We start from the raw sequence: 21952 nt of genomic DNA, 5'->3' as shown, positions 1-21952 counted from the left end.
AATTTTGTTATTTGTTTGTTTAATTTTTAAGCTTCCTGCAGTTTGTGTGAGAAACGAAGAACAATAAATTCTGCCGGACGAACTGCCGCCATACCGATCTCCACGATCATTCTGCCTTCAAGGATATCCTGTGCAGACATGGTTTTGTTTAAGCCAACGCTTACATAATAAGCTTCTTCCGGCTTGCTTCCTGCCAATGCTCCGTCCTGCCACTGCTGGTTCAGGAAGTTTTCGATCATCGCCTGTACGCGAACCCATGTATTGGCTGTGTTCGGTTCAAATACGAAACGTTCCGTTGCTTTTTTCACGGATTCTTCTACCATGTTGAAGAATCTGCGTACTGAAATGTATCTCCATTCGTTGCTGTTGCCGTCAAGCGTTCTTGCGCCCCAAACCAATGTTCCTTTTCCTGTAAAAGATCTGATAACGTTGATGGATTTTCCTGATGTAGGATCTACGTTAAGTTCATCCTGACGTTTATTGGAAATTTTAATCACGGGAGAATCAACATAATTAAGTCCTGTATTAGCAGGAGCTTTGAATACTCCGGATGTACTGTCTACTTTAGCGTAAACACCTGCCATTGTTGAAGATGGAGCTAAAACTACTTTTTGGGATTCAATTGCCGCCTTAGCCTGATTGTACAGTTCAGAATTTTTTAATTTTAATTCTGCTAAGGTTGTTACACCGGAAGCACCCATCACAGAAACCTTATCTTCTTTAAAAGCGTACGTTAAAATTGTTTTAAGGTTCGGATAATAAGCTGCTCCGTATTTTAGCCCTGTAGAAGTTACTTTATCTCTGAAAATAGCATCATCTCCTAAAACATCCATAATAACAAACCTGTCTTTCATAGATTCTGCCTGATCTAAAGCACTGTCATACAGAGAATAAACAGTTTTAATACTTTGTTCATCATTCGCATTTGTAACAGACGTTACATTGGCATCAGCAGCAAGACTAATATCAGATGCTGTTTCCGCATCAGAATTAGCATCAATTAATGCCTGAGCCGCAGCCTGAGCCGCTAATTGAGCTTTTACGACAGCCTCAGCAAGATCCTCATCATTAGGTGCAGCGGCAGCAGCTTGTTGAGCCTGAGTAAGCGCTGTGTCAGCAGCAGTTTTTGCCGCTGTAGCTGCATTAATAGCAAGTAAAGCAGCATCAGCAGCTTCTTCGGCAGCATCAGCAAAGGCTTGAGCAGTTATTACTTCATCATCCGTTGCTACCAAACCTTGAAGATCAGGAAAAACAATAAGTGTAGGCTCGTCTTCTTTTTTCAGTAAATCAAGAGCTGCTTCTAATTTAGCAGGACTTACTTTATTTTCTTTTATTACGCCGTTTTCTTTGTATTCAAATTTGTCTACCGAAACAATATAGCATGGTCCGCCTCCATTGACAAAATACATTTGCATCGCGTAATACATTTTGAAATCGCTTACCTTTGGCTGAACTGCTGTTGCAGCACCATCTTTGAAAGCTACAGCAAAAGTTTCAGCGTATGCTTTTCCAAAAAGCTCTTCAAATTCCAGCATGGACGAGATTCTCGTAGGTTTGTTTTGTGTCCCTTTTTCTGTATATCCGATAAAAGCGGGAATCGCTGTTTCAACTTGCGCTACGGAAGGCGGAAATTTTGCCTCTTCCTCCACATAGACTCCAGGGGTTTTGTAATTCATTTGTTAAAATTTTTAAGTTAATATTAATTATCACTCGAAGCAGAACTTCAATATTTTGTTGTGATTTATTTTGGTTTTGTTATAGTTTGTGAGAAAAATTTAATACAATAAACTCTGCAGGACGTACTAAGGCTACTTCAATTTTTACATCCATGATGTTTGTTCCTCCGGATTTCACTTCAACTTTGTAAGCTTCTTTGGGAGAATTTCCTGCCAATGCCCCATCGATCCACTGCTGATTAAGAAAATTCTCAATCATTGCTTTTGCTCTTAACCATGTGTGAATGACATGAGGCTGATTGATAAATTTTTCGTTAAGCGCTATGCTTATTGACTGTTTAAGCATGTTATAATAACGGCGTACGTGGATGTATTTCCACTCGTTATCTTTTTCATCTTCCTTTTTGTCTTTTCCATCTAGCGTTCTGGCTCCCCAAACCAAGGTTCCTTTTCCTGTGAAGCTTCTGATAGCGTTGATTGATTTTCCTTCATCATCAATGTTAAGACCGGATTGTTCTTCGTCGGAAATTTTTTCTGTCGGAGCTGTTACGTAATTCAAACTTACATTGGCGGGCGCTTTCCAGACTCCTTTTGTATTGTCTATTCTTCCATACACTCCTGCTATTGCAGATGATGGCGGCAAAACTACTTTCAGAGATTTCAGTAATTCTTTTATCTGATTGTATAATGAAGAATTTGCTATTTTCAGGGACTCTAATGTTACACCATTGGCAATTCCAACGGGCTGATTCTGCGTATCGAGGTGAGAAACAGGAGTTATTTTTTCATCAAAATGATAATTTAGAACCGTTTTCAGATGAGGAAAATAAGCTGCCGCATAACTTGAGGAATTTACTGTATTTCTGAAACTCTCTACTGCAGTAAGATTTCCGATTTTAGTTGTTGAATTTCCGTAGTAGGTATCTAATAGGGCAAACATATTTTTGGATTCTCCTGCAGATTCGGCTTTGGTAATTGCTGTATTATATAAGGCATGAAAATCAGAAGCGGTTAGTGATACGGCATCCGGGAAAATAAGAAGAAGTGGCTCTTTTATATTATTGATTAAATTTAACCCTGATTCCAAAAGACTTTTTTCTACCTGTGCTGCATTGTAATCTTCCACAGAAACGATATAGCAAGCACCGCCTCCATTAGCAAAATACATTTGTAACGAATAATACATTAAAAATTTTGCCTTTGGGTCTAAAATTGTTATTCCTGCATCTGTATCTTTTAATGTAATACTTTCCATTTTTGCGCTCCCGAATTTTTTCTCAAAATCCAGAAGAGAGCTGATCTTTGATGGCTTATAATCAGATGCGCTAGTATCATTGTCTTCGGAAGGCTTTCGTTCGGTATATCCTATGAATACAGGTACTGCAGTTTCTACCAATGCAATGGAGTTGGGAAGTTTTGGCAGTTCTTCAATAGAAACACCGGGTGTCGTCGGATTTGGCATGTTCATAAATTTTAAATTAAAGGGTTATTTGTTTTCTGATATTATTTAACCGTAATATCCTTGATATCAACATCATTAATAAGCTGAACATCGGAAGCATTTTTAGCTCCAATCTTAACCACACTTACTTTATACATTACGGAAGGAATGATCTTTCCGCCCAATAAACCCCAGATGTAACTTAGCTGCTCAAAGGGAACGGCGTACATTTCTGTTCTGAAAGTAAAATTGCTTTCTCCGATACCGGTTGCAACGTATTCCAATACATTTTTTGAACGAAGAACCTCAATAACTTTTGAAATGTTTATTAAAGCACTGTCATAGTCCGTCATATTGGCTGTAACCATTACGAAAAGATTTACATATGCCGAAGGACTTTCCATTTTTGTAACATTGGATGTATTTTTTACATATCTTGAGATGTTTTTCATGGTAGATTCTTCCTGAACGTTCAGTAAGGTAATCACCACTTTATTATCAAGTCCCGCAGCTCCGTCTTCATGCTTTGCGATGTCGTTAACAACAACATCTGCTAAACCGGCAGAATGCAACTCATTTTTTAAAACTGTTAATACTTCTTTTATCATAATTTTTGTTCTTTAGTATTATGGTGCAAACATACAATCAGCCCGACTTAAAAAACGAATATTTTGGGAGCTCCATCCTGTCTTTGCAGTAAATGCTTTTTTTGAATTTTCTTTTAACCTAAAAAACAAATCAACATAAAGCAATGACAATCAAATAATTAACACACAATACATTTAATAAAAATTTATCCTGATCTAAGGCTTGTGAAATAAACACTGTTAACTGAAGGTGATTTTAAGGAGTAAAAAATGATTATTTTAAGTATAATGTTGTGAGATTTCTCTTTTGATTTTTTTATCCGCTCAATATTTTTTCAATTATCGAAATCTGATCAGATTTCATCCTTTTCTGAATTAAAAAATTTATCGTTTTTATTATCAGAACAAAAGTTTATGATCTACTGCAAAGACAGAACAGCGAGGTCTTATTATTCGTCAGACGGTTTTTCTTCCTCTAATTTTGACTCCATAATTTAAACTTTAATCACAATGAATATTAAAACTCTTTTTGGCAAGCGCAATGAAATCATTGGCGGCCATTTTAATGAATTAAGATCAAAACTGGGTATGGCAAATCAGGACGAAGAAGTTATTTTTTCTGTAAGAGAAGAAATCTGTAACGCCTGTCCTTTGAAAAACGGAAACAACTGCAATACCCAAAAATGGATTCATCCTCAGACTCTTGAAGTTTCAAGCGGTCCAAAAGACGGCTTTATAAGAGGTTGCGGATGCAGACTGAGTGCAAAACAGAGGTCCAAATACAGCCTTTGTCCTGCAGGTTTCTGGGGTGGAGAATTTGACAAGAAATAAGCATTTTACGGTAATTCCACCATTGTATAACTCAAATTTATTTAATGTGAAGCAAGATCATATCATTCAGAAAGTTTTTATTGAAATTACGGTAAATAATAAAGAAAAAGGATTGAGCATAAAAGATGACATCAACAGTTTTCTGTCGATGGATGTGTTTCCGAAAATAGAAAAATACCTCACTACTTTTGAACACAGATTAGCAGACCGCACTTTACAGATCCCTAAACTGGAATTGAATCTGGATGTAAAAAGAAGCGCATTAAATTCTGATCTGAAAGATAAAATTGCCCAAGTTTTTGAAGAGAAATTATCTGAAATTACAAATCCTGTTTTAAATTCGGATGAGGTTAAGACCAATAATTCTGAAGCGTATCTGGTGACCAACCAGGAAAAGATCCTTCAAAGCTTTATCTATTTTTTGGAAAGAGGAAGTGTGCCATGGTGGAATTCTGATAAAAAAAGTTTTTCTCTGCTTGAGCCAAATGTATTTAATGCTATTATTCAGGCAGAAAATTTTCAAAGCTGCATTCTTCCTGCCTTTTCTAAACGAAATGTACAGGAAAGAATCATTCATCAGCTTTCTGACGGACAAATTGCCCAATTATGCAATGTTATTTTAAAAGATAAAGCATTAAAAATCAATTTAGAATCTGAGATTATACAGTTGATCTCAAAGCTGGATCAGACAAACAGAATCACGGTGTGGAGACTGGTTTTAAATATTTTGTCGAGGCATCTGAAATCTCCGAACATTCATATTGAGGATTATTTTTTAGAAGAAATACTGAAATCTGAGACTTTATCAAAAGATTTATTTTTTGTGAAAAATCATTTTCATAACCTAAAAACAGTATTAAAGATATTTCCGATCATCAAAGAGGCTGAATTGATTGAAAAAATTGAAGAGACATTCATCAAAAACGATCAAAATACAAAAAAGACAACGAAAAAAAATGAGCAAAATTTTACGGAAATCAATGATGTGGTAATACAGAATGACAAGAATTCTGAACAAAAAGCTGAAGAAATTATTTCTGATGAAGGACAATATGTTCAAAATGCCGGGCTGATTCTGATTCATCCGTTTATGAAAACTTTTTTTGAGCATTGTGATCTTCTGGACAAAAAAACTAATCAGCTTTCAGATCCGGAATTGGGTGCGCATCTGCTTCATTATATTGCTACCGGAAAAATAAATGCTCCTGAATATGACATGATATTTGAGAAATTTTTGTGCAATATTCCTCTTCATCAATCGATCAACCGACATATTAAGCTTACGCGTAAACACAAAACTCAAGTTAAAAATCTGATAGAAAGTGTTCAGCATAACTGGAGCGCTATGAAAACCTCATCCGCAGAATTGCTCCGGAATGAATTTTTTCAACGTCCCGGAAAACTGGTTGTCATCGACCACGACTGCACTCTTACCGTAGAACGAAAGACACAAGATATTTTACTGGAAAGACTTTCATGGGGAATCGGTCTTGTGAAGCTTCCGTGGAAGAATCAGTTTATGTTTGTGAACTGGTAAAGAGTTTTAAATTGTGAGTTATATTCAGAAACAGCTTATGCACAGAATTTCCATCTAATAGTACAACAGAGGAAAAAAAGCAATTACTGTAAAGAAAAAACTTATCATTTAAGTTAAAACTTCTTATTACACAGGATAAAATAACAGAGGCAGAATCACTTCGGTTCTGCCTCTGATAATTTGTTTAAATTCTATTATTTTATTTTGAAGCGGAATTTTAAAGAGTATGCATAATTAAATAATTTATTAATAACCAAAATCATTAATCCACTTTAAATTCCAATTCAAAATAAAAATTTAAACCGGTTCTGGCACTTTCAAACCTTGCTTACATTATTTTTCTGTTATGGTTTTAACGATGCTCCCATCAAAATTCCCGGAATGAAGATGGCTGTTGTGGAGCGTTCCTCCATTTCCCGCTCTTTTTAATTTTTTACAGTATGCATCAACACCTTTTAAAACCTCTGTGAAATGGAAAAATATAGCACTGTCAATTACTTTCTGATCATCTTCTACTTTCTTCAGATATAAAGTATCCACACTTCTTCCATTACAGTGTTCCTGACTGGGAAAACTTGATCCTTCGGAGAAACAGCTTCCCGTTGTTTTTAGTTTCCTGCCCGACTTTGCCAGATATCCTATAAACCCAGCAAATGAATTCACCCCAGTATATCTTCTCTTGGTTTCTGTAAATTCGTAGGCTATGGATACCTCGTCCTTATTATAATTTAAACTATCCGGCATTTTCAGAAGTTCTACATTATTTTGCCCGGCTTTATACAAAAGCCATATTTTACCTTTTTTAGGATGGGTTCCATACTCTGCGATATCACCATTCTGATATTTTACTCTTCTGGAGGTATTTCCTTCATTCACATTCTCGTCTGATACAATTTTAGCATGAGTAGGCTTTGTCATATGTACTTTCCCGACTCCCTTTTCTTTTGTGGTATGCCATTCTGCTACGCAGATCTCATGTATTACGTTTTTGTAGTCATGATACACATATTTATATTTCTTCTCATTTCCCAGCTTTATTTGTTTGGGAATATGCTTTTCTATTATACCGTTATGATACACATGGTAGGTTACAATATCCTTTGCTGACGCCTTTGTATTATTTTTTGGAGCTGAAGGCGTGGCAGATGGAGCAGATGTTTTCTTATGATCGGCTACAGGCTTGCTTTTGGGAGCAGACGCATTGCTCATATATTGTTTTCCCAATTCTTCAACTTCATTTAAAGCTTCATCGAATTCCCATACGTATGATTTGCCTTTTCTGCCTTTATAGTATTTTTTGTTTCCTGTTTTTTTATCAATCCAGAATTCATGGGATTCTCTTTTGAACATCGGGTTATCATCATAAGCATCCTTTGAGCTGTCATACACCACATAATCTTTTTCTCCGGCGTGTTTGGTAGCTACCGGATAATTAACCGAAAGATAAAGAGCCGTTTTACTCTTCAATAATCCTCTGAACCTTTTTAACTTGAAATGTTTTTCTACATAATCCAATTGCTGCTCGGCCGTTAAAGACATCAGGTGAGTTCTGGTTGTTCCCACTTCTTCTGCTGCCGCCTTTCCGAATTGTATGAGTCCGACATATTTGTATTTATTGGTCTCATCAGGATTTTTCCCGAATGTACCGGCTTTTGGACTGAATGTATATGCCGATTCCAAGGCCATGACCGTCATCAGCCAATTGGCTCCTTCATTATTCTGCTGTGGCAATCCGAGATTTTTTGAGATTTTTTTCACTTTCTCACAAAACTCAGAACTCACTTTCTTACTCCATACCAAGGCTTCACCTGAGCTTTCTGTATTGTCCAGAGCGGATACTTCCGGGCTACTTTCTGCGGGCTGCTGTTTTGCAGGTACCTGTTCTTCCTCTTCTTCCGTGATTCCGGAATTGGTAAACTTTACCATTACCTTTTCGCTTGGATCGAAGAAATACGCATACACTTTTATTTTCTTCGGATCCTTATGAAAAGTACATTCCATCACGTTGCATCCGTTCCTGACGGTCTCACTGTGATTTTTAAAGCGGGTAATTTCTCCGCCATCATAACGGTAAGACCATTTTACGGAAAGAAGTTCCACATTATGCAGATCCTGGTTTGGTGTAGCTGTAAAATAATACCGTTCACCGGGCTTTATTTCGGATCTCAGTTTTCCGTCTTTATCAAATGGGCCTTCCACCTTGGATACCAGCCTTTTGCTATTCCAGAAAAAATTAAAATGTGCTGGATTTGTTTTATCAAGATCTCCCACCTTTTTAAATGTAAAGGATTGTTTCAGGAACTCCTGCTTTTTAGTTGCAATAATCTCATCACTTTTGTAATCATAAAGCTGCGCATGGATGGTGATGTATTCTGCTGTAACCGGAAACTGAAAAGGAAAAGGGTTTTTATTCTGTCCTAATGCGATATCCAGTATAAAATAATTTAGCAGATTATCATAATATCTTCCGTTAACCCGTAAGATAATACGGTGTCTCTCAGGATTAAAATTTTGTGTTGTTACAAAAACCCTTTGAGTGGTTCTTAATGCATTGGCATTGATCCCTATAGCGGTTATTGTTGCTGGTTTCATTTGTTTTGTTTTATGCAGCAGACTTCAGGCGGTAAACTTAAGATTACCGCCTAATGTCTGAAGCAGATGTTATGTCATTAGATTCTTTTTACTATGAGCGAAACTTCTGTTGTAGATCCTTCTTTTACTTCAATAACTCTGGTAACTTTACCACTGATAATGTTATATTGGTTGTTCAGATCTTCATTTTCATCAAGACAGATTTCATATTTACCCACAGGGATATTTTGCAGGAAGAAATCACCTCCGTCATCTGGGTTGGTAAAATCTACAGGAGACTTGTCCATATTTTTGAGCATAATCTCTGGCAGTAAACCATCCAATCCTTTGATGGATCCTGCTATATTTCCTGTTTTCTGTGTATCGCTATCACCTCCTATCTGTGCATCATTAGGAGTAATCTCCGAAGATTGCGGAACCTTTGTAGGATCTTCATAATCAGAAAGATTATCGTCAAACGGAAGTGCTTTTGTGACATTCAGCCCGATAGACTGCGCCTGCAGAATTGTAAGTGCTGTAGGCAGTCTTGTTGCCCATGCTTTACCATATTTCTCACCTTCTGTTTTGCGCATTTCGTCTACTATAGAAAGGAACAAAGGATCGTCGATGACAGGGATTTCTCCTCCATTCCAGATTTGTCCGGTTGCAAGATAATGCCTTACTGCTTCTTCAAAGCCTGGTCTTACAGTAACAATTACCCTGGCCATTCCGGACTGCATGAATGCACGGAAAGTAGGATCATTATCATCAAACTGATACATTTTGTCCCAGTTGTTTCTATTCCCCCAGTAATAAGGATAGAAATAATAACTCATGATTTCCCATTCGAAAGCCTGCTCCACAAATTTTATGAAAGATGTATACTGATCCAGTGTAGAATCTAGTTTTACTTCTGTGTTCAGGAAGCTTTCTTCTGCATTATCGGTCTTATAATATTTGTTTTTACCGAAAGTAAGAGCAGCGGAAGGGTTCTGGTTTATCATGTAGGAGATACAGTTTCTCCTCAATATGGTATTTTCTATCTGTCTGTAGAATCCTGGGTTAGAACCTTTGATCTGTACTCCCTGTGCCTGAATGGCCGCCAGATCCTGATCATATTTTGTTTTTACTTTTTCGTAGGCTTCAATAATTTTGTTGAATGTTTTCTGTAGCCATGCATTTTTGGCTTCAGCAGTAAGATTGCATCTTACATCTAAACTTCCTTCGATAATAGGGCTTTCTCCGGTTGCAAATGAAAACGCAAGTTTATCTTTAACATTCAGATTTTTCAATACTCCGTTCTTTTGTGTGTCGTTTGCAGAAACAATCCATGGCAGAGGATTTCCGGCAATGGTAATAAATGCCTGATGAGATCCTTTAAAACCGTGAGGATATGTATTGAAAGTATAGGTTACCTGATCTACAACATATCCATCAGGAATTTCCACCTCTCCTGAACCGTTCGTTACCTGTACCTTATCATCATCTTTACCAGTATGTGCAGAATCTCTTTCGTGAAATGATTTATTGATGCTGAAAGTAGCCATGGGGAATTCATCCACTTCAACATTGTATTTGCTCAGCCAGAATTTAAGAATGGTATCATCATTTAACGATGCAAATGTGGCAATTTTATGAATAGTTGATTCTCTCGGGTCTACAGGCTTAATCAACAAATTTTCTGCATTCTTAGAAATCTTCATTCCTAAATTATGAAGTTTGGCAGGCTCAGGAATCATGAATTCGAACATCATTCTCTTACCATAGTTGTAGATCTGATTTTTATAAATTTTGTCTACCCAACGGTAAACTCCCACTACGTGCTTGTCTCCTTTTCTATTGTCAAATTCATGAATATTTGATTCTTCAAATTCTTCAATCATTTTCTCTGTACGCTCTTTATGAACCTTGGTAACTACCCTGTCTGTTGCTTTCTGAGTAATTTCCTTGGCTTGCGTCATTGCCTGTCTTGTATTTTCTTCTTTAGAGTTGTGAGTGGAGAACCCTCCGGAAACGCCATAATTAATAGAGCCGCTTGGATAGGTATTTTCTCCGTTTACATACGCTGAAACATTTGCATCCTTCACATTCTGAATTGCTTTTGAAATTTCATTCTGAAGTTCAAAACGGTCTGCAGTAGAAGTATCGCGCAACTGTTCTTTTTCGGTATCCGAAGATTCCATTGTTGTAATCTCGCTTCGAGAAGTTTTTTTAGTAGATTTTTCTCTTCTTTCCCTTGCCATTACATTCTCGATGTGGGCAACTTCGCCTTCAATATACCCCTGTAAAGACTGTTCTACTTTAAGATAATCTGCAACACCGATATTTCTCATTCCAAATCCTGAAGGAATAAATGCGGCAGCATTGGAAGGAATGATCACAGGAGTTCCAGGGTTTTCCGGCTCTACAGGTTTCATTACAGGAGTGAATGCGGAACTTCCTTTAAAAACCCCTTGTTTAAGAATTCTGTCGATTTCCGAGGAGTCTCTTGTCAGGGTAACGTTTAAAGAATAGGTTTTACCATCATCAAGAACAACTTCTCCCTGCAATACAAAGCCTCCTGTGTTTACGGTTTGTGCAGCCGGGATCGACGTTCCGTTGTAAAAAAGAAAATTGACTCCGCTTACAGCCTGAAAAATATTGGTAGAAGCAATCTCGGTCCCATTAAGTATAACTTTGTACGATCCAGAAACAATATTGGAGGTATAATTGTCTACCGTAAGCATAATAAACCAGTCTGAACTTCCTTTGCTGTAGGTTTTCACACTATACGGAATCCATCCGTTACTGTTTACGGTGTTGGTGACAGGAATAAGCATTCCTCCAACCGATGCAGACACCTGGGTATTAAGCTCGGTATTATTCAGAACCTGCTGCTGTAGGGCAAGATTATTCTGAGAAATACTTTCGTTAAGATCATTAAAAGAGCTTATTCCTTGTATTCCCGTAGCAAAAGAATCTATACCCATGACTTTTGCTAACGTGGACAAATGCTCTGCGCTCAGGCTTTTCTGAAGGCTGTCTGCAGAAACTTCAGGACGGTAATCAAAGCTGAATTCTGCGAATTCCACAGGTGGAACCTGTAGTTTTGCTAACCCATCATTCAATTCCTTCAGTTCACTCGGCAAACGCTCGTCTCTTAAGAAATACTCAGGATTAGAAATACTAAATTCAGTAAGATACTGAATTCTTCCTTCCAAAAACTTCTTTCGGCTTTCGGCTTCAGAAAGCCTGCTCTGATATTCGTTCTTAATAGGCGCAGATTCTTTCATATAAGTATCATAAGACTTTTGATAAGCATCCTGATATTCTCTGCGGTACGATTTCTCCACTTTGACAAGAGCATCAGAAAGTTTCTGGTTTTCCATCAGTCTTACTTTTGCCTCTGCGAATTTCATGCTTTTATCATTGTACATTACCTGTGGCTGTGGAGTCTGTTCAATAACAGCACCGGATATTCTGGAAGCATTTCCGCCATTCAGACCGCTTGTATCTGTTTTAAACAATTCTTTCGGAAGCACCACTTTGGCTCTTACAATATTCTGATACATTTCGTCCTTCATATCATAATTCTGAAGAATATGTGCCAGATGCAAAAGCTGCATAATAAATTCCTTTACGTAGAAATCTTTTTGTGTGATCACCTGATAAACAAGATTATCCCACAGTTTAGAATCAATTACCGGAACTCCGTTTGCAGATTTGCATGCCGTAATTTTTGCATCGAATTCTGTTTTGGCAGCAACAGATTTGTTTCGGGCTATCCAAACCATTGTTTCATAGAACTTACCGTACTGGGATTTCAGCGTATCCTCAGTGAAAATCTGAAGAGCAATATTCTGAGTATCAATTTTAGCACAGATCGCCGACAGCGTTTTCTGAGCAGCCAGATTGGTATCAAAAACACTGGTTGATTTCAGAGTAGAGTTTCTGAAGATAAATCTCTTGTCCAGGTCTTTAGGGTTTGATAGTTCAGGGTTTCTCATCGTTGCGAATCGAAAAAGTGTCTGAGTCGCATTGTTGTTTGTAGACATTTTTGTAAATTTGTTTGGTTTTATTAAAAAAGGTTGAGATTTGAAGTTTCTTTTTCCGAGGATAACTTCAGGTTTTAGCCTTATTTTTTAAGGTGGTTTTCAGACTACATATATCCACCGTGAGTCTTAATGTCAAGTTGCATTTTGTTATTTTCTATACTGCAAATATCACCCTGCACGGCGACAGAACTAGTCGTATAAAAAACAAAAAACTATATTTTTTGGAATACATTGATAATCAGGGCGAAAAATTATATATTTTTACAAACTATTTGAAATAATTAAAATTATTCTTAGAAATAATATTTTATATTTAAACTTTCACAAAATTAACATTAAGAAAACGTCCTTATCCTGCCATGTAACTACTACCTGTTAAAAAATTCGGTCATCTTATTTCAACATGTCTAATTGTATTTAAATCATACGTAAAAATGGATATGTTTTGAAAAAATTACTCTTTTCAAAAAAACGAAAAACAGAAAAAGAATTTTAGCTTTTGAGTAATGAATTTGAATTCTCTGCCAAAGAAGTTTCCGATTACTACAGAAAACGATGGGATATAGAAGTGTTTTCAGATTTATCAAACAGAAACTTAACATTACCCGTTTGGTTTCACTCAATAAAAATGGAATTTAAGTGATGGTTTATATAACCGTGATTACCTCTATGCTTTTCCTTATCTATAAAAAAGCGAATAACTTAGGTTATAAAACAGCTAAAACAAGAATAGCAATGGTACTAATCATTTTTGCCGGTAGAAATCCCGATAAGGTTTTTAAAACATAGACCCTGCGGATTTCTTCCGATGATGACGCTACAGACTGTCGTTAATTTTTGTTTTCACAAAATTATACAATTCACCCCTTTAATGATTAAAAAGTTAAAATAAGATCATCCAGAAGACAACATCCATTTAAAAAATTATCAAATAGTTGGTATAATTACATAAGACTTGTTATTGAAGTTTGCATATATACTAACTGAAACAAGTTACTTTAAATGTAGAGATCAAAAAATCCCCTTTTAATAATTTTTTTGATCTACATATTTTATAAGGATGGTTCAAGTATTATTTCCCGATACAAAACTTAGAAAAAATATTCCCCAAAACCTCATCGTTTGTTACCTCGCCTGAAATTTCACCGAGATGTTCAAGTGCGTTTCTCAGTTCGTAAGCTAAAAGTTCGGTGGAAATTTGGAAAGTAATTGCTTCTTTTACTTTTTGTACGGCTTCCAAAGATTTCTGTAGTGCTTCAAAATGGCGCTGATTGGTAATCACAACATTGTTTTCAGAAGCTTTCAACTGCTCTACATAAGAAGACAATTCATTTTTAAGATCCTGAATATTCTGATTTTCAACCGCTGAAATTTTAATAAAGTCAAATTCCTGAGATATTACATTTCTGAAAACATCTTCTGCTTTTTCATATGTTGCAGGAGAAACCTCATCAATTTTTGTAGCACAGATAATCAGCTTTAGATCATCTCTTTGAAGAGATTTTATCATTTCAATATCTTCGGAAAAATCTTCTGTTGCAGCATCCGCTAAGTAGACTAGAATGTTGGCATTTTCAACCTTTTCTTTGGCTTTTTTCACACCAATGGCTTCAATTTCATCGACTGTTTCGCGTAATCCTGCAGTGTCAATTAGACGGAAAGCATGACCTTTTATATGAAGAACTTCCTCAATTGTATCTCTCGTCGTTCCTGCAATATTGCTTACAATTGCTCTCTCCTCCTTCAACAACGCATTCAACAAGGTTGATTTTCCGGCATTCGGTTTTCCGATGATGGCAACCGCGGTTCCGTTTTTGATGGCATTTCCGTATTGGAAACTTTCAATCAGGGAATTTAATTTTACTTCAATTTTATTTAGTAGTCCAACCAAAGCCGATCGGTCCGCAAATTCCACATCTTCTTCTGCAAAATCAAGCTCCAGTTCAATTAATGAAACAAAATTCAGCAAATCGGTTCTCAGGAAAGAAATTTCGTTGGTAATTCCTCCTTTCAACTGATTAATTGCCACTTTCCTCGAAGCTTCATTTTCAGACGCAATAACATCGGCAATCGCTTCAGCCTGAGAAAGATCAATTCTTCCATTAATAAATGCACGAAGCGTAAATTCGCCGGCTTTTGCCATTCTTGCGCCATTTTTAATCAGCGTTTCAAGAATACGTTTTCCAATGTGCGGCGACCCATGAAATGCAATTTCCACAGAATTTTCTGTCGTAAAACTTTTCGGAGCCAGAAAAATAGAAAGCATCACTTCATCAATCGCTTCTTCCCCGTCCATAAAATATCCGTAATGAATGGTGTGGGATTTCTGTTTAGAAAGATTTTTTCCCGGAAAAGACTTTTGCACAACAGCTAAAGCTTCAACTCCCGAAACTCTTATAATTCCTAAAGCACCTACTCCATTGGCAGTTGCCAACGCACAAATGGTATCGTTATTCATGCTGCAAATTTACGGTTTTTAACCGCAAACAAAAATATCCTTTATCTATTGTCATGATTTTCGGTTGCTTTTTTCCAAGTTAAAATACAAAGCAATATTTTCAAAAAGCACCTCATTAAGTTCTAAAACGATATTCAAAATCGTCACTTCTGTTTTTTTGCTAACAGTCTTATTTGTTCAAGCCATATCTTGCGCTGTTTTATATCCGAAGTTTTAATAATTCCGATATAGGTAACTTTTACAGGCTTTACTCCACAAAATTGCAATACAGATTTTCTAAGCTGATTCACGCTCGGTCTGCCAAAGAAAAAACGATAATATAAACCCGGCTGATCTAATGTTGTGATGATGTGAGCCGTTTTTCCTTTCAGCAGTTTGTCCCACCAAACAGAATTTTCTCTGTATTTGAAGGCAAAACCAGGCAGAAAAAGTCTGTCGATAAAACCCTTAATTATTGCCGGTAAACCTCCCCACCAAACCGGATGAATCCAGACCAGATGATCCGCCCATTGTATTTTTTCCCAGGCTTTCACCAAATCAGGCTCCAGCTCCATTCTTTTCTGATACCCAAACTGTAGATTCGGATTGAAATTTAAATCTGCAATAACGATTTCCTTAACTTCCGCTCCAGACTGCAGAGCTCCGTCCTGATAAGCTTTTGCTATCCCAAAATTGAAAGAATCTTTGTTAGGATGACCATTAATAATCAATATCTTTTTCATTCTGTTATTTTTATATGAATGGTTTCAGAGGCATTGAGAGATTGGAATAATGAAGAATTCTGATATAAATGATGACTAAAGTAAATTTTGTTTTCATAAGAATTTTTCAACAAGTGTTCTACATGCAAAACAGCGGATAAGGCTGTTAATTCAGCCTGCCCTTTCGTACTTTGTAGACTTATTTTCTTAGATCCTTCATGAGTTTTAATAACAATTTCGAAAATCGACTGATCGCCGTTTCCGCTGGAGCCGAAAATCATTTTTCTTTCCTTTAAAGATAAAATATTGTACAGTCTTATTTTTTGAAATGCTCCCAATAACCAGGTGATAAATTTTGAATTATAAGTCATCTTAACACTTACGTTCGGTATTTTTTCAATCTGATTTAAAATGTATAAATCTGGAACATCAAAATTATAAGCCTGTCTTGTTCCGATTCCGAAAGAAAACCTGAATGGTTCGGCATCCAGAAAATGTTTGATAGAAACCGGCTTATTATTTTGATATTTAAAGAAAGGCTTAGCTACATTTTCAGCCATAAAATGAGCCGAACTTTCTCCCGCAAGATCCTTCACAGAATAGTAAACGAAAAGTTTTGCTTCATCAATATCATTAATACTATCAGAAAACTCGTTGATTAATCCACTTACAATTCCACCCATCCAGCCGGAGCTGAAGACAATTCTGCTGTTTATTGTGTGTTTTTTAGCAAAATCATAGGCTTTCACAAGATCCGGAGTCGGTTTTGTAATATCCAGATAATCTATCTTGTTTTCAATGGCAAAACGGAGAACATGATCTTCCTTATCATTCACAGAAAGTATGATCACGTCTATTTTTTTATCAATAATTACTTGAAATGTGTGAGGTTTGGTAACATCAATTATTAAATCATTGTCCGTTTTTCCCTGTTTCCTGCCTCCAATGAAAATAGCAGCCTGCGGATTTCTTGATGCAAAAATTCTTGCGATGGTTTTTCCAACCGTTCCGTTTCCGCCGATAATTAAAATGTTTGACTTCATATATTTTTTTTACAAAACTATAAAGGCAGCACTTCAAGGTGTAGGACAAATGTCTAAAAAGTAATTTCTTTTCTGATTCTGCTTAAATGTCTTTGTGTAATTCCCAAATAAGAAGCCAGATACTGCAACGGAATATTCTGAATATACTCCGGCTGATCGTTTAGTAAAACAGAATATCTCTGTGTCGCGTTATCCCTCTGTAACTGAAAAAAACGTTTTTCCAATTCGAGATACTCCTGCTCGGCGATTGTCTTTAAAAATTTCATCCAATTCGGATGAATCTGAACTAATTCTTCTACTTTATCTTTCTTTAAAATCAACAAATCGGCATCTGAAATAGCCTGCATTGTCTCTACACTTGGTGTACCGGAAATAAATGATGAGTAAGAAGCCATAAGATCATTCGGAAATCTAAAGCAGTAGGTTATATCTTTTCCTTCGTCGGAAATATAATAAGAACGGAAAATGCCGGTTTCTATAAATGCAATCTCTCTGCATTTTTCACCTTCTCTTATAAAAATTTCGTTTTTGTTGAGTTTCCGGACTTCAAAAAGCCTTAAAAATTCTTCAATTTCCTGTTCTGAAAATATATTAAAACTGCGAAAGAAATCCTTTACCATTAGAGACTGAATATGATTTTCCGGCAAAAGTAAGCAAAAGATACAGACTTAAATAAAAAAATCACCTCAAGAACTGAGATGATTACCTGCTTTGAATTTACTATATGAAGATATGAATGATGTCTTTTTGCTGGTACAAAGATAGGTTGGGTTTCATTTTATTTTTTCAGGATAAACCCTAAAAACACCTCCGTAAAAATACGGTAATGCAAAAAAACCGTCCTGCAAATACTAACAGGACGGTTTTTTAATCTATTTATTTTCTTTACAAAGGACTTACAAGTTCAAGGAACCAGTCTTTCACTTCTCCTTCTAAATATGGCGCTATTTTCTCCTCACACGTTTTATGATAAGCATTCAGCCAGTTGATTTCTTCCTCAGAAAGAATTTCTTTCACAATGGTATCTTTAAAGAACGGACAGAATGTTAAAGTCTCGAATTCGTAGAAAGTACCGTGAATGGTGGTTGCAGATTCTTTTACGGCGATCAGATTTTCATGACGGATTCCGTATTCTCCTTCCAGATAATACCCCGGTTCGTTCGAGCAGACCATTCCAACCAACAGTTCCTGCGGATTCATATCTTTTCTGATGTTTTGCGGACCTTCGTGAACGTTCATAAAACTTCCTACACCATGTCCAGTTCCATGATTGTAATCTTTCCCTACCATCCAAAGCGGAAGTCTTGCGATTGCATCCAGCTGAACACCTCTTGTTCCCTTCGGGAATTTCACCATCGATAAACGGATTAATCCCTGTAAAACCAATGTTGAATTTCTTTTGAATTCTTCAGAAACTGCTCCTAAAGCCAAAGTTCTTGTAATATCTGTTGTTCCTTCCAAATACTGACCTCCGGAATCTACCAGAATACTTGCATCATTAGTAACGTCTTTGCTTCCTTCACTTTTGGCAGAATAGTGCATAATAGCTCCGTTGTCTTTGTATCCGACGATGCTTCCGAAACTTTCGCCTACGAAATTTTCGCCTTCTGCACGGAAGCCTCTCAGTTTTTCACCGATAGAATATTCGTTCATGGCTTCTTTTCCGGCGTTGTGAGTCAGCCAGTAAAGGAATTTCACCATTGCAACGCCATCTCTTACCATTACTTTTCTGAATCCTTCAAGTTCCGTTTCGTTTTTCTGGGCTTTCATCAGATTTCCCGGAACCGGAGCTTTGATGAATTCATTTTCAGATTTCAACGCTTCAAAAATCGACTGGTTGCTGTTTGGTGAAACGAGAACTTTTTCGTTTTTAAATTCTTTCAGACAGTTGTAGAATTCTTCATAAGGCATCATTTTTACCCATGCTTCGTCCAGTTGTCTTCTGGCTTCCACTTCAAGCTTATCAAGATCTGTAAACAATTTCGCATCATTTTTAGTGATAACGATGTAGCCTAAAAACACGGGATTGCTTTCTACATCGCTTCCTCTTAAATTCAGCGTCCATGCTACATCATCCAAGCTTGAAATGATATGTACCGTTGCCTCAATGTCTTCCATTTTCTGGCGTATTGCCGCGATTTTGTCTACTACGGATTTTCCTGCTCTTTCTACAGGATGTACATATATTGGATTTTTGGAAGGTGCTCCCCTGTCTTTCCAGATTTCTTTCAGTAAAGGAAGGTCTTCAAGGGTAATATTTTTTGCGTTTAATTTCTGTGTTAACAATTCCCAGTTAGCGTGAGAAGTTGCCAGAGCATTTACCGCTACTTTTCCGTTCGCAGGAATTTCAGAAATGATCCAGTCGATATAATGAGGCGTTCCCTCCATTCCGTCTTTGAAAAGATCGATTCCTGAACCAGCCAGCTCGATCGGAGCCTGTGTAAAATATCTTCCGTCTGTCCAGAGTCCTGCCTTGTCTTTGGTAACTACCACAAAACCTGCAGAACCCAGAAATCCTGATAGCCATGCTCTCTCCTGCCATTCTTCCGGCAGATATTCGCTCATGTGAGGATCTGCAGAATATACTATAAATGCATCAACATTATTTTTCTGCATTTCTTCACGAAGCGCAGCTACTTTTTCCTTTGAAGTCATTTTATCTTAATTTTTTAAAGAGGTGAAGTTACGATTTTTTTAAGTTTTGAAGATGAAATTATTGTTGTTTTTAAACCGTTTCTGCATGATTGAACGTTTTTCTGTGCTTTGTTATTCTTGATTTCCTGAAATGGCAAATGTTTGTGGAACGACAGAAATCCTAGCCCGGATTGCAGCATTTGTCTGAGCTCGTTTATAGTTTTTGGATTTGCGGCGGCTCCGCCGCCGCAAATCCAAAAACTATAACAGCGAGTGCGGAAAGCCGGAAAAAGCTTCTGAAAAATAATCTGTTTTATGATGAGGAAAGATCGGGAATTCTGAATTATATGTAAGAAAACAGCAATATTCAGATACCACAAGAATCAATTGTTGTTAAAATTTAACATTTTGGAAAGGTTATTGCTTACTTACACCATATGGAAAGTCAGAATTACAAAAATCACAGAAAATTTTACCCGCCGCATCATTTCATTTATCTTCCATTGCTGATGGGATTGGAAATATTTGGCATTTATAAAATCTTTAATGATGAAACCAACCAATTGATCTGGATTTTATTTTCCGCTGCTATTTTTCTTCTTTTCTATCTTGCGATTATGCTGAGACAGCATTATGCGCTGGTTCTTCAGAACCGATTGGTTCGGTTAGAATTTAAACAGAGGTATTACGAACTTTTCCAGCAGAGATCTGATGAGGTTGAAGGTAAGCTGAAATTTGACCAGATTGCAGCGTTAAGATTCGCTTATGATGATGAATTTAAAGAGCTTTTGCATAAAGCATTACATGAAAATATTTCGGGCGACAAAATCAAGAGATCAATAAAAAGATGGCGCGCAGACCATAACAGAGTATAAAATAATAAACACCAAAAAATAAATTATTATGAAAAAATGGAGCTTATACAGTATGATGATATTTTGTCTGCTGACATTAACAAGCTGCGAAGCAGTAGAAACGATCTTTAAAGCAGGAATGTGGTGGGGAATTATCGTAGTAGTCGCCGTAATAGCTATTATTTTATGGCTGTTTTCAAGGGGTAGGAACTCTTAACCAAATCATCTTATGGAAAATTCAGACTTAGAACTCATCTCACATCTGAAGCCTTCGAAGATCGTAAAAATTATGAAAGACCCGGTAGCATCTGCAAAGGCGGTACATCTTATATATACCACCGATGCAGAAACAGCCGGAATTACACGGAAGAAAACCGGAAAAAAATATTCTTACTACAAAGACGGCGAAAAAATAAGGGATAAAGAAGAAATCACAAGAATTAACAAACTGGTTATTCCTCCGGCTTGGGAAAATGTATGGATCTGCGCTTTGGACAACGGCCATCTTCAGGCAACCGGTTTTGATGTTAAAAAACGAAAGCAATACCGTTATCATCCGCTTTGGAGTGCCCTGAGAAATCACACGAAGTTTTACAGAATGCTTCAGTTCGGGTATGCTTTACCGGATATTCGCCTGCAGGTTGAGAAAGATTTAGCCTTAAGAAATTTCGAAAAAAGAAAGATTCTTGCACTGATCGTAAGTTTAATGCAGAGAACCAACATAAGAATTGGCAATAATGCATATGAAAAACTGTATGGTTCTTTCGGTTTAACGACTTTAAAGGAGAAGCACGTTCAGGTTAAGGGACAGAAAATAACTTTTCATTTTAAAGGAAAAAAAGGCGTAATGCATGATATTGATCTGAAAAGTAAAAGGCTTTCCAGACTGGTGCAGAAGTGCAAAGATATTCCCGGAAGAGAACTTTTCCAGTACATTGATGATGAAGGAAACCGCCATACTGTAGACTCCGGAATGGTGAATGATTATATTAAAGAAATCAGCGGTGAAGATTTTACGGCGAAAGATTTCAGAACATGGTCGGGAACCGTAAGTGCTCTGATTGCTTTTAAGGAAATCGGCTATGCAGAAACCCATACAGAATACAAGAAAAAAGTGAAAGAAGCCCTTGAAATAGTTGCTTCCCATCTTGGAAATACCAGTACGGTATGTAGAAAATATTATGTTCATCCTCTGGTCATTAATTTGTATGAAAACAACACCATCAAAAAATATCTTGATGAGCTTGAACAGATAGAGGAAAACGATGGTAAAGCAGATCTCACACAGGAAGAAAAATTAGTTTTAAAAATTTTAGAGACTGAGAAAATGTAGGGGATCAATGGTGAATTGTCAATTCGTTATACTTGTCAATTTTTCAATTATATTTTAAAATTCACAATTCACTTGCGAAGCAAAATTGACTGTTAACCGTGAAAATCAATGGTGAATTGTCAATTCGTTAGTCTTATCAATTTCAGCTCTATTCAAAAATTCACAATTCACCTGCGAAGCAAAATTGACCATTCACACATTCTCTCCGACCCAAATAATTGTTGTAAATTTGTATCATTAGCAAATAAAAAT

The 21952-nt window shown here is 36.7% G+C and carries 16 protein-coding genes; 6 read left to right on the top strand and 10 right to left on the bottom strand.

The genetic code is table 11. The features are described 5' to 3' along the window. Window positions 1-26: 26 nt before the first annotated feature. The 3 genes from BW951_RS23060 to BW951_RS16265 all read right to left on the bottom strand — a co-directional run bounded on the left by BW951_RS23060 (window position 27) and on the right by BW951_RS16265 (window position 3725). Window positions 27-1676, bottom strand: a complete 1650-nt coding sequence (locus tag BW951_RS23060; RefSeq protein ID WP_076394811.1) for a phage tail sheath family protein — start codon at window positions 1674-1676, stop codon at window positions 27-29. Between the two features lie 79 nt (window positions 1677-1755). Beyond that, the gene (locus BW951_RS16270) at window positions 1756-3138 is read right to left on the bottom strand and encodes a phage tail sheath family protein (RefSeq protein ID WP_076394809.1); all 1383 of its coding nucleotides are present in this window, start codon (window positions 3136-3138) and stop codon (window positions 1756-1758) included. A 41-nt stretch (window positions 3139-3179) separates the two neighbouring features. Beyond that, the gene (locus tag BW951_RS16265; RefSeq protein ID WP_076394807.1) at window positions 3180-3725 is read right to left on the bottom strand and encodes a Pvc16 family protein; all 546 of its coding nucleotides are present in this window, start codon (window positions 3723-3725) and stop codon (window positions 3180-3182) included. Window positions 3726-4214: 489 nt separating this feature from the next. Here BW951_RS16265 and BW951_RS16260 point away from each other — a divergent pair, with 489 nt between their 5' ends. Together BW951_RS16260 and BW951_RS16255 are read left to right on the top strand one after the other, a co-directional pair. After that, the gene (locus BW951_RS16260) at window positions 4215-4535 is read left to right on the top strand and encodes a hypothetical protein (protein ID WP_076394805.1); all 321 of its coding nucleotides are present in this window, start codon (window positions 4215-4217) and stop codon (window positions 4533-4535) included. 46 nt (window positions 4536-4581) lie between these two features. Beyond that, window positions 4582-6072, top strand: coding sequence for a contractile injection system tape measure protein (locus tag BW951_RS16255; RefSeq protein ID WP_139326187.1), 1491 nt, complete (start codon window positions 4582-4584; stop codon window positions 6070-6072). 333 nt (window positions 6073-6405) lie between these two features. Here BW951_RS16255 and BW951_RS22820 read toward each other — a convergent pair whose 3' ends face one another. Both BW951_RS22820 and BW951_RS22815 read right to left on the bottom strand, forming a co-directional pair. After that, window positions 6406-8664, bottom strand: a complete 2259-nt coding sequence (locus BW951_RS22820; protein WP_076394801.1) for a hypothetical protein — start codon at window positions 8662-8664, stop codon at window positions 6406-6408. Window positions 8665-8741: 77 nt separating this feature from the next. Beyond that, window positions 8742-12677, bottom strand: coding sequence for a hypothetical protein (locus BW951_RS22815; RefSeq protein WP_076394799.1), 3936 nt, complete (start codon window positions 12675-12677; stop codon window positions 8742-8744). A gap of 642 nt (window positions 12678-13319) precedes the next feature. Here BW951_RS22815 and BW951_RS22810 point away from each other — a divergent pair. Beyond that, the gene (locus BW951_RS22810; RefSeq protein WP_175608834.1) at window positions 13320-13466 is read left to right on the top strand and encodes a hypothetical protein; all 147 of its coding nucleotides are present in this window, start codon (window positions 13320-13322) and stop codon (window positions 13464-13466) included. 283 nt (window positions 13467-13749) lie between these two features. Here BW951_RS22810 and mnmE read toward each other — a convergent pair whose 3' ends face one another. The 5 genes from mnmE to BW951_RS16220 form a co-directional block, all read right to left on the bottom strand. Further along, window positions 13750-15135 carry a tRNA uridine-5-carboxymethylaminomethyl(34) synthesis GTPase MnmE gene (gene mnmE / locus BW951_RS16240; protein WP_076394797.1) on the bottom strand — a complete coding sequence of 462 codons (1386 nt, stop codon included), beginning with the start codon at window positions 15133-15135 and terminating at the stop codon, window positions 13750-13752. A gap of 143 nt (window positions 15136-15278) precedes the next feature. Continuing rightward, a complete protein-coding gene (locus tag BW951_RS16235; RefSeq protein WP_076394795.1) occupies window positions 15279-15857 on the bottom strand; it encodes an NAD(P)H-dependent oxidoreductase in 579 nt (192 codons plus the stop codon). Beyond that, the gene (locus BW951_RS16230; RefSeq protein ID WP_076394793.1) at window positions 15854-16879 is read right to left on the bottom strand and encodes a saccharopine dehydrogenase; all 1026 of its coding nucleotides are present in this window, start codon (window positions 16877-16879) and stop codon (window positions 15854-15856) included. The genes BW951_RS16235 and BW951_RS16230 overlap by 4 nt, the downstream gene beginning before the upstream one ends. A 53-nt stretch (window positions 16880-16932) precedes the next feature. Then, window positions 16933-17499, bottom strand: coding sequence for a Crp/Fnr family transcriptional regulator (locus tag BW951_RS16225; RefSeq protein ID WP_076394791.1), 567 nt, complete (start codon window positions 17497-17499; stop codon window positions 16933-16935). 265 nt (window positions 17500-17764) lie between these two features. Further along, window positions 17765-19534, bottom strand: a complete 1770-nt coding sequence (locus BW951_RS16220; RefSeq protein ID WP_076394789.1) for an aminopeptidase P family protein — start codon at window positions 19532-19534, stop codon at window positions 17765-17767. 416 nt (window positions 19535-19950) lie between these two features. Here BW951_RS16220 and BW951_RS16210 point away from each other — a divergent pair, with 416 nt between their 5' ends. The 3 genes from BW951_RS16210 to BW951_RS16200 are packed head-to-tail and all read left to right on the top strand — an operon-like array spanning window position 19951 to window position 21700. Next, a complete protein-coding gene (locus tag BW951_RS16210) occupies window positions 19951-20388 on the top strand; it encodes a DUF6526 family protein (protein ID WP_076394785.1) in 438 nt (145 codons plus the stop codon). A gap of 52 nt (window positions 20389-20440) precedes the next feature. Next, complete coding sequence (locus tag BW951_RS16205) at window positions 20441-20584, top strand: phosphatidate cytidylyltransferase (protein ID WP_228408121.1); 144 nt, start codon at window positions 20441-20443, stop codon at window positions 20582-20584. Window positions 20585-20596: 12 nt separating this feature from the next. Next, window positions 20597-21700, top strand: a complete 1104-nt coding sequence (locus tag BW951_RS16200) for a DNA topoisomerase IB (protein ID WP_076394781.1) — start codon at window positions 20597-20599, stop codon at window positions 21698-21700. Window positions 21701-21952 lie beyond the last annotated feature (252 nt).

The organism is Chryseobacterium gambrini (assembly GCF_900156825.1).
In the GTDB taxonomy this organism is placed as follows: Bacteria; Bacteroidota; Bacteroidia; order Flavobacteriales; family Weeksellaceae; genus Chryseobacterium; species Chryseobacterium gambrini.
The sequence above is the reverse complement of the archived record's forward strand: the minus strand, read 5'-3'. Positions and strand labels throughout refer to the sequence as shown.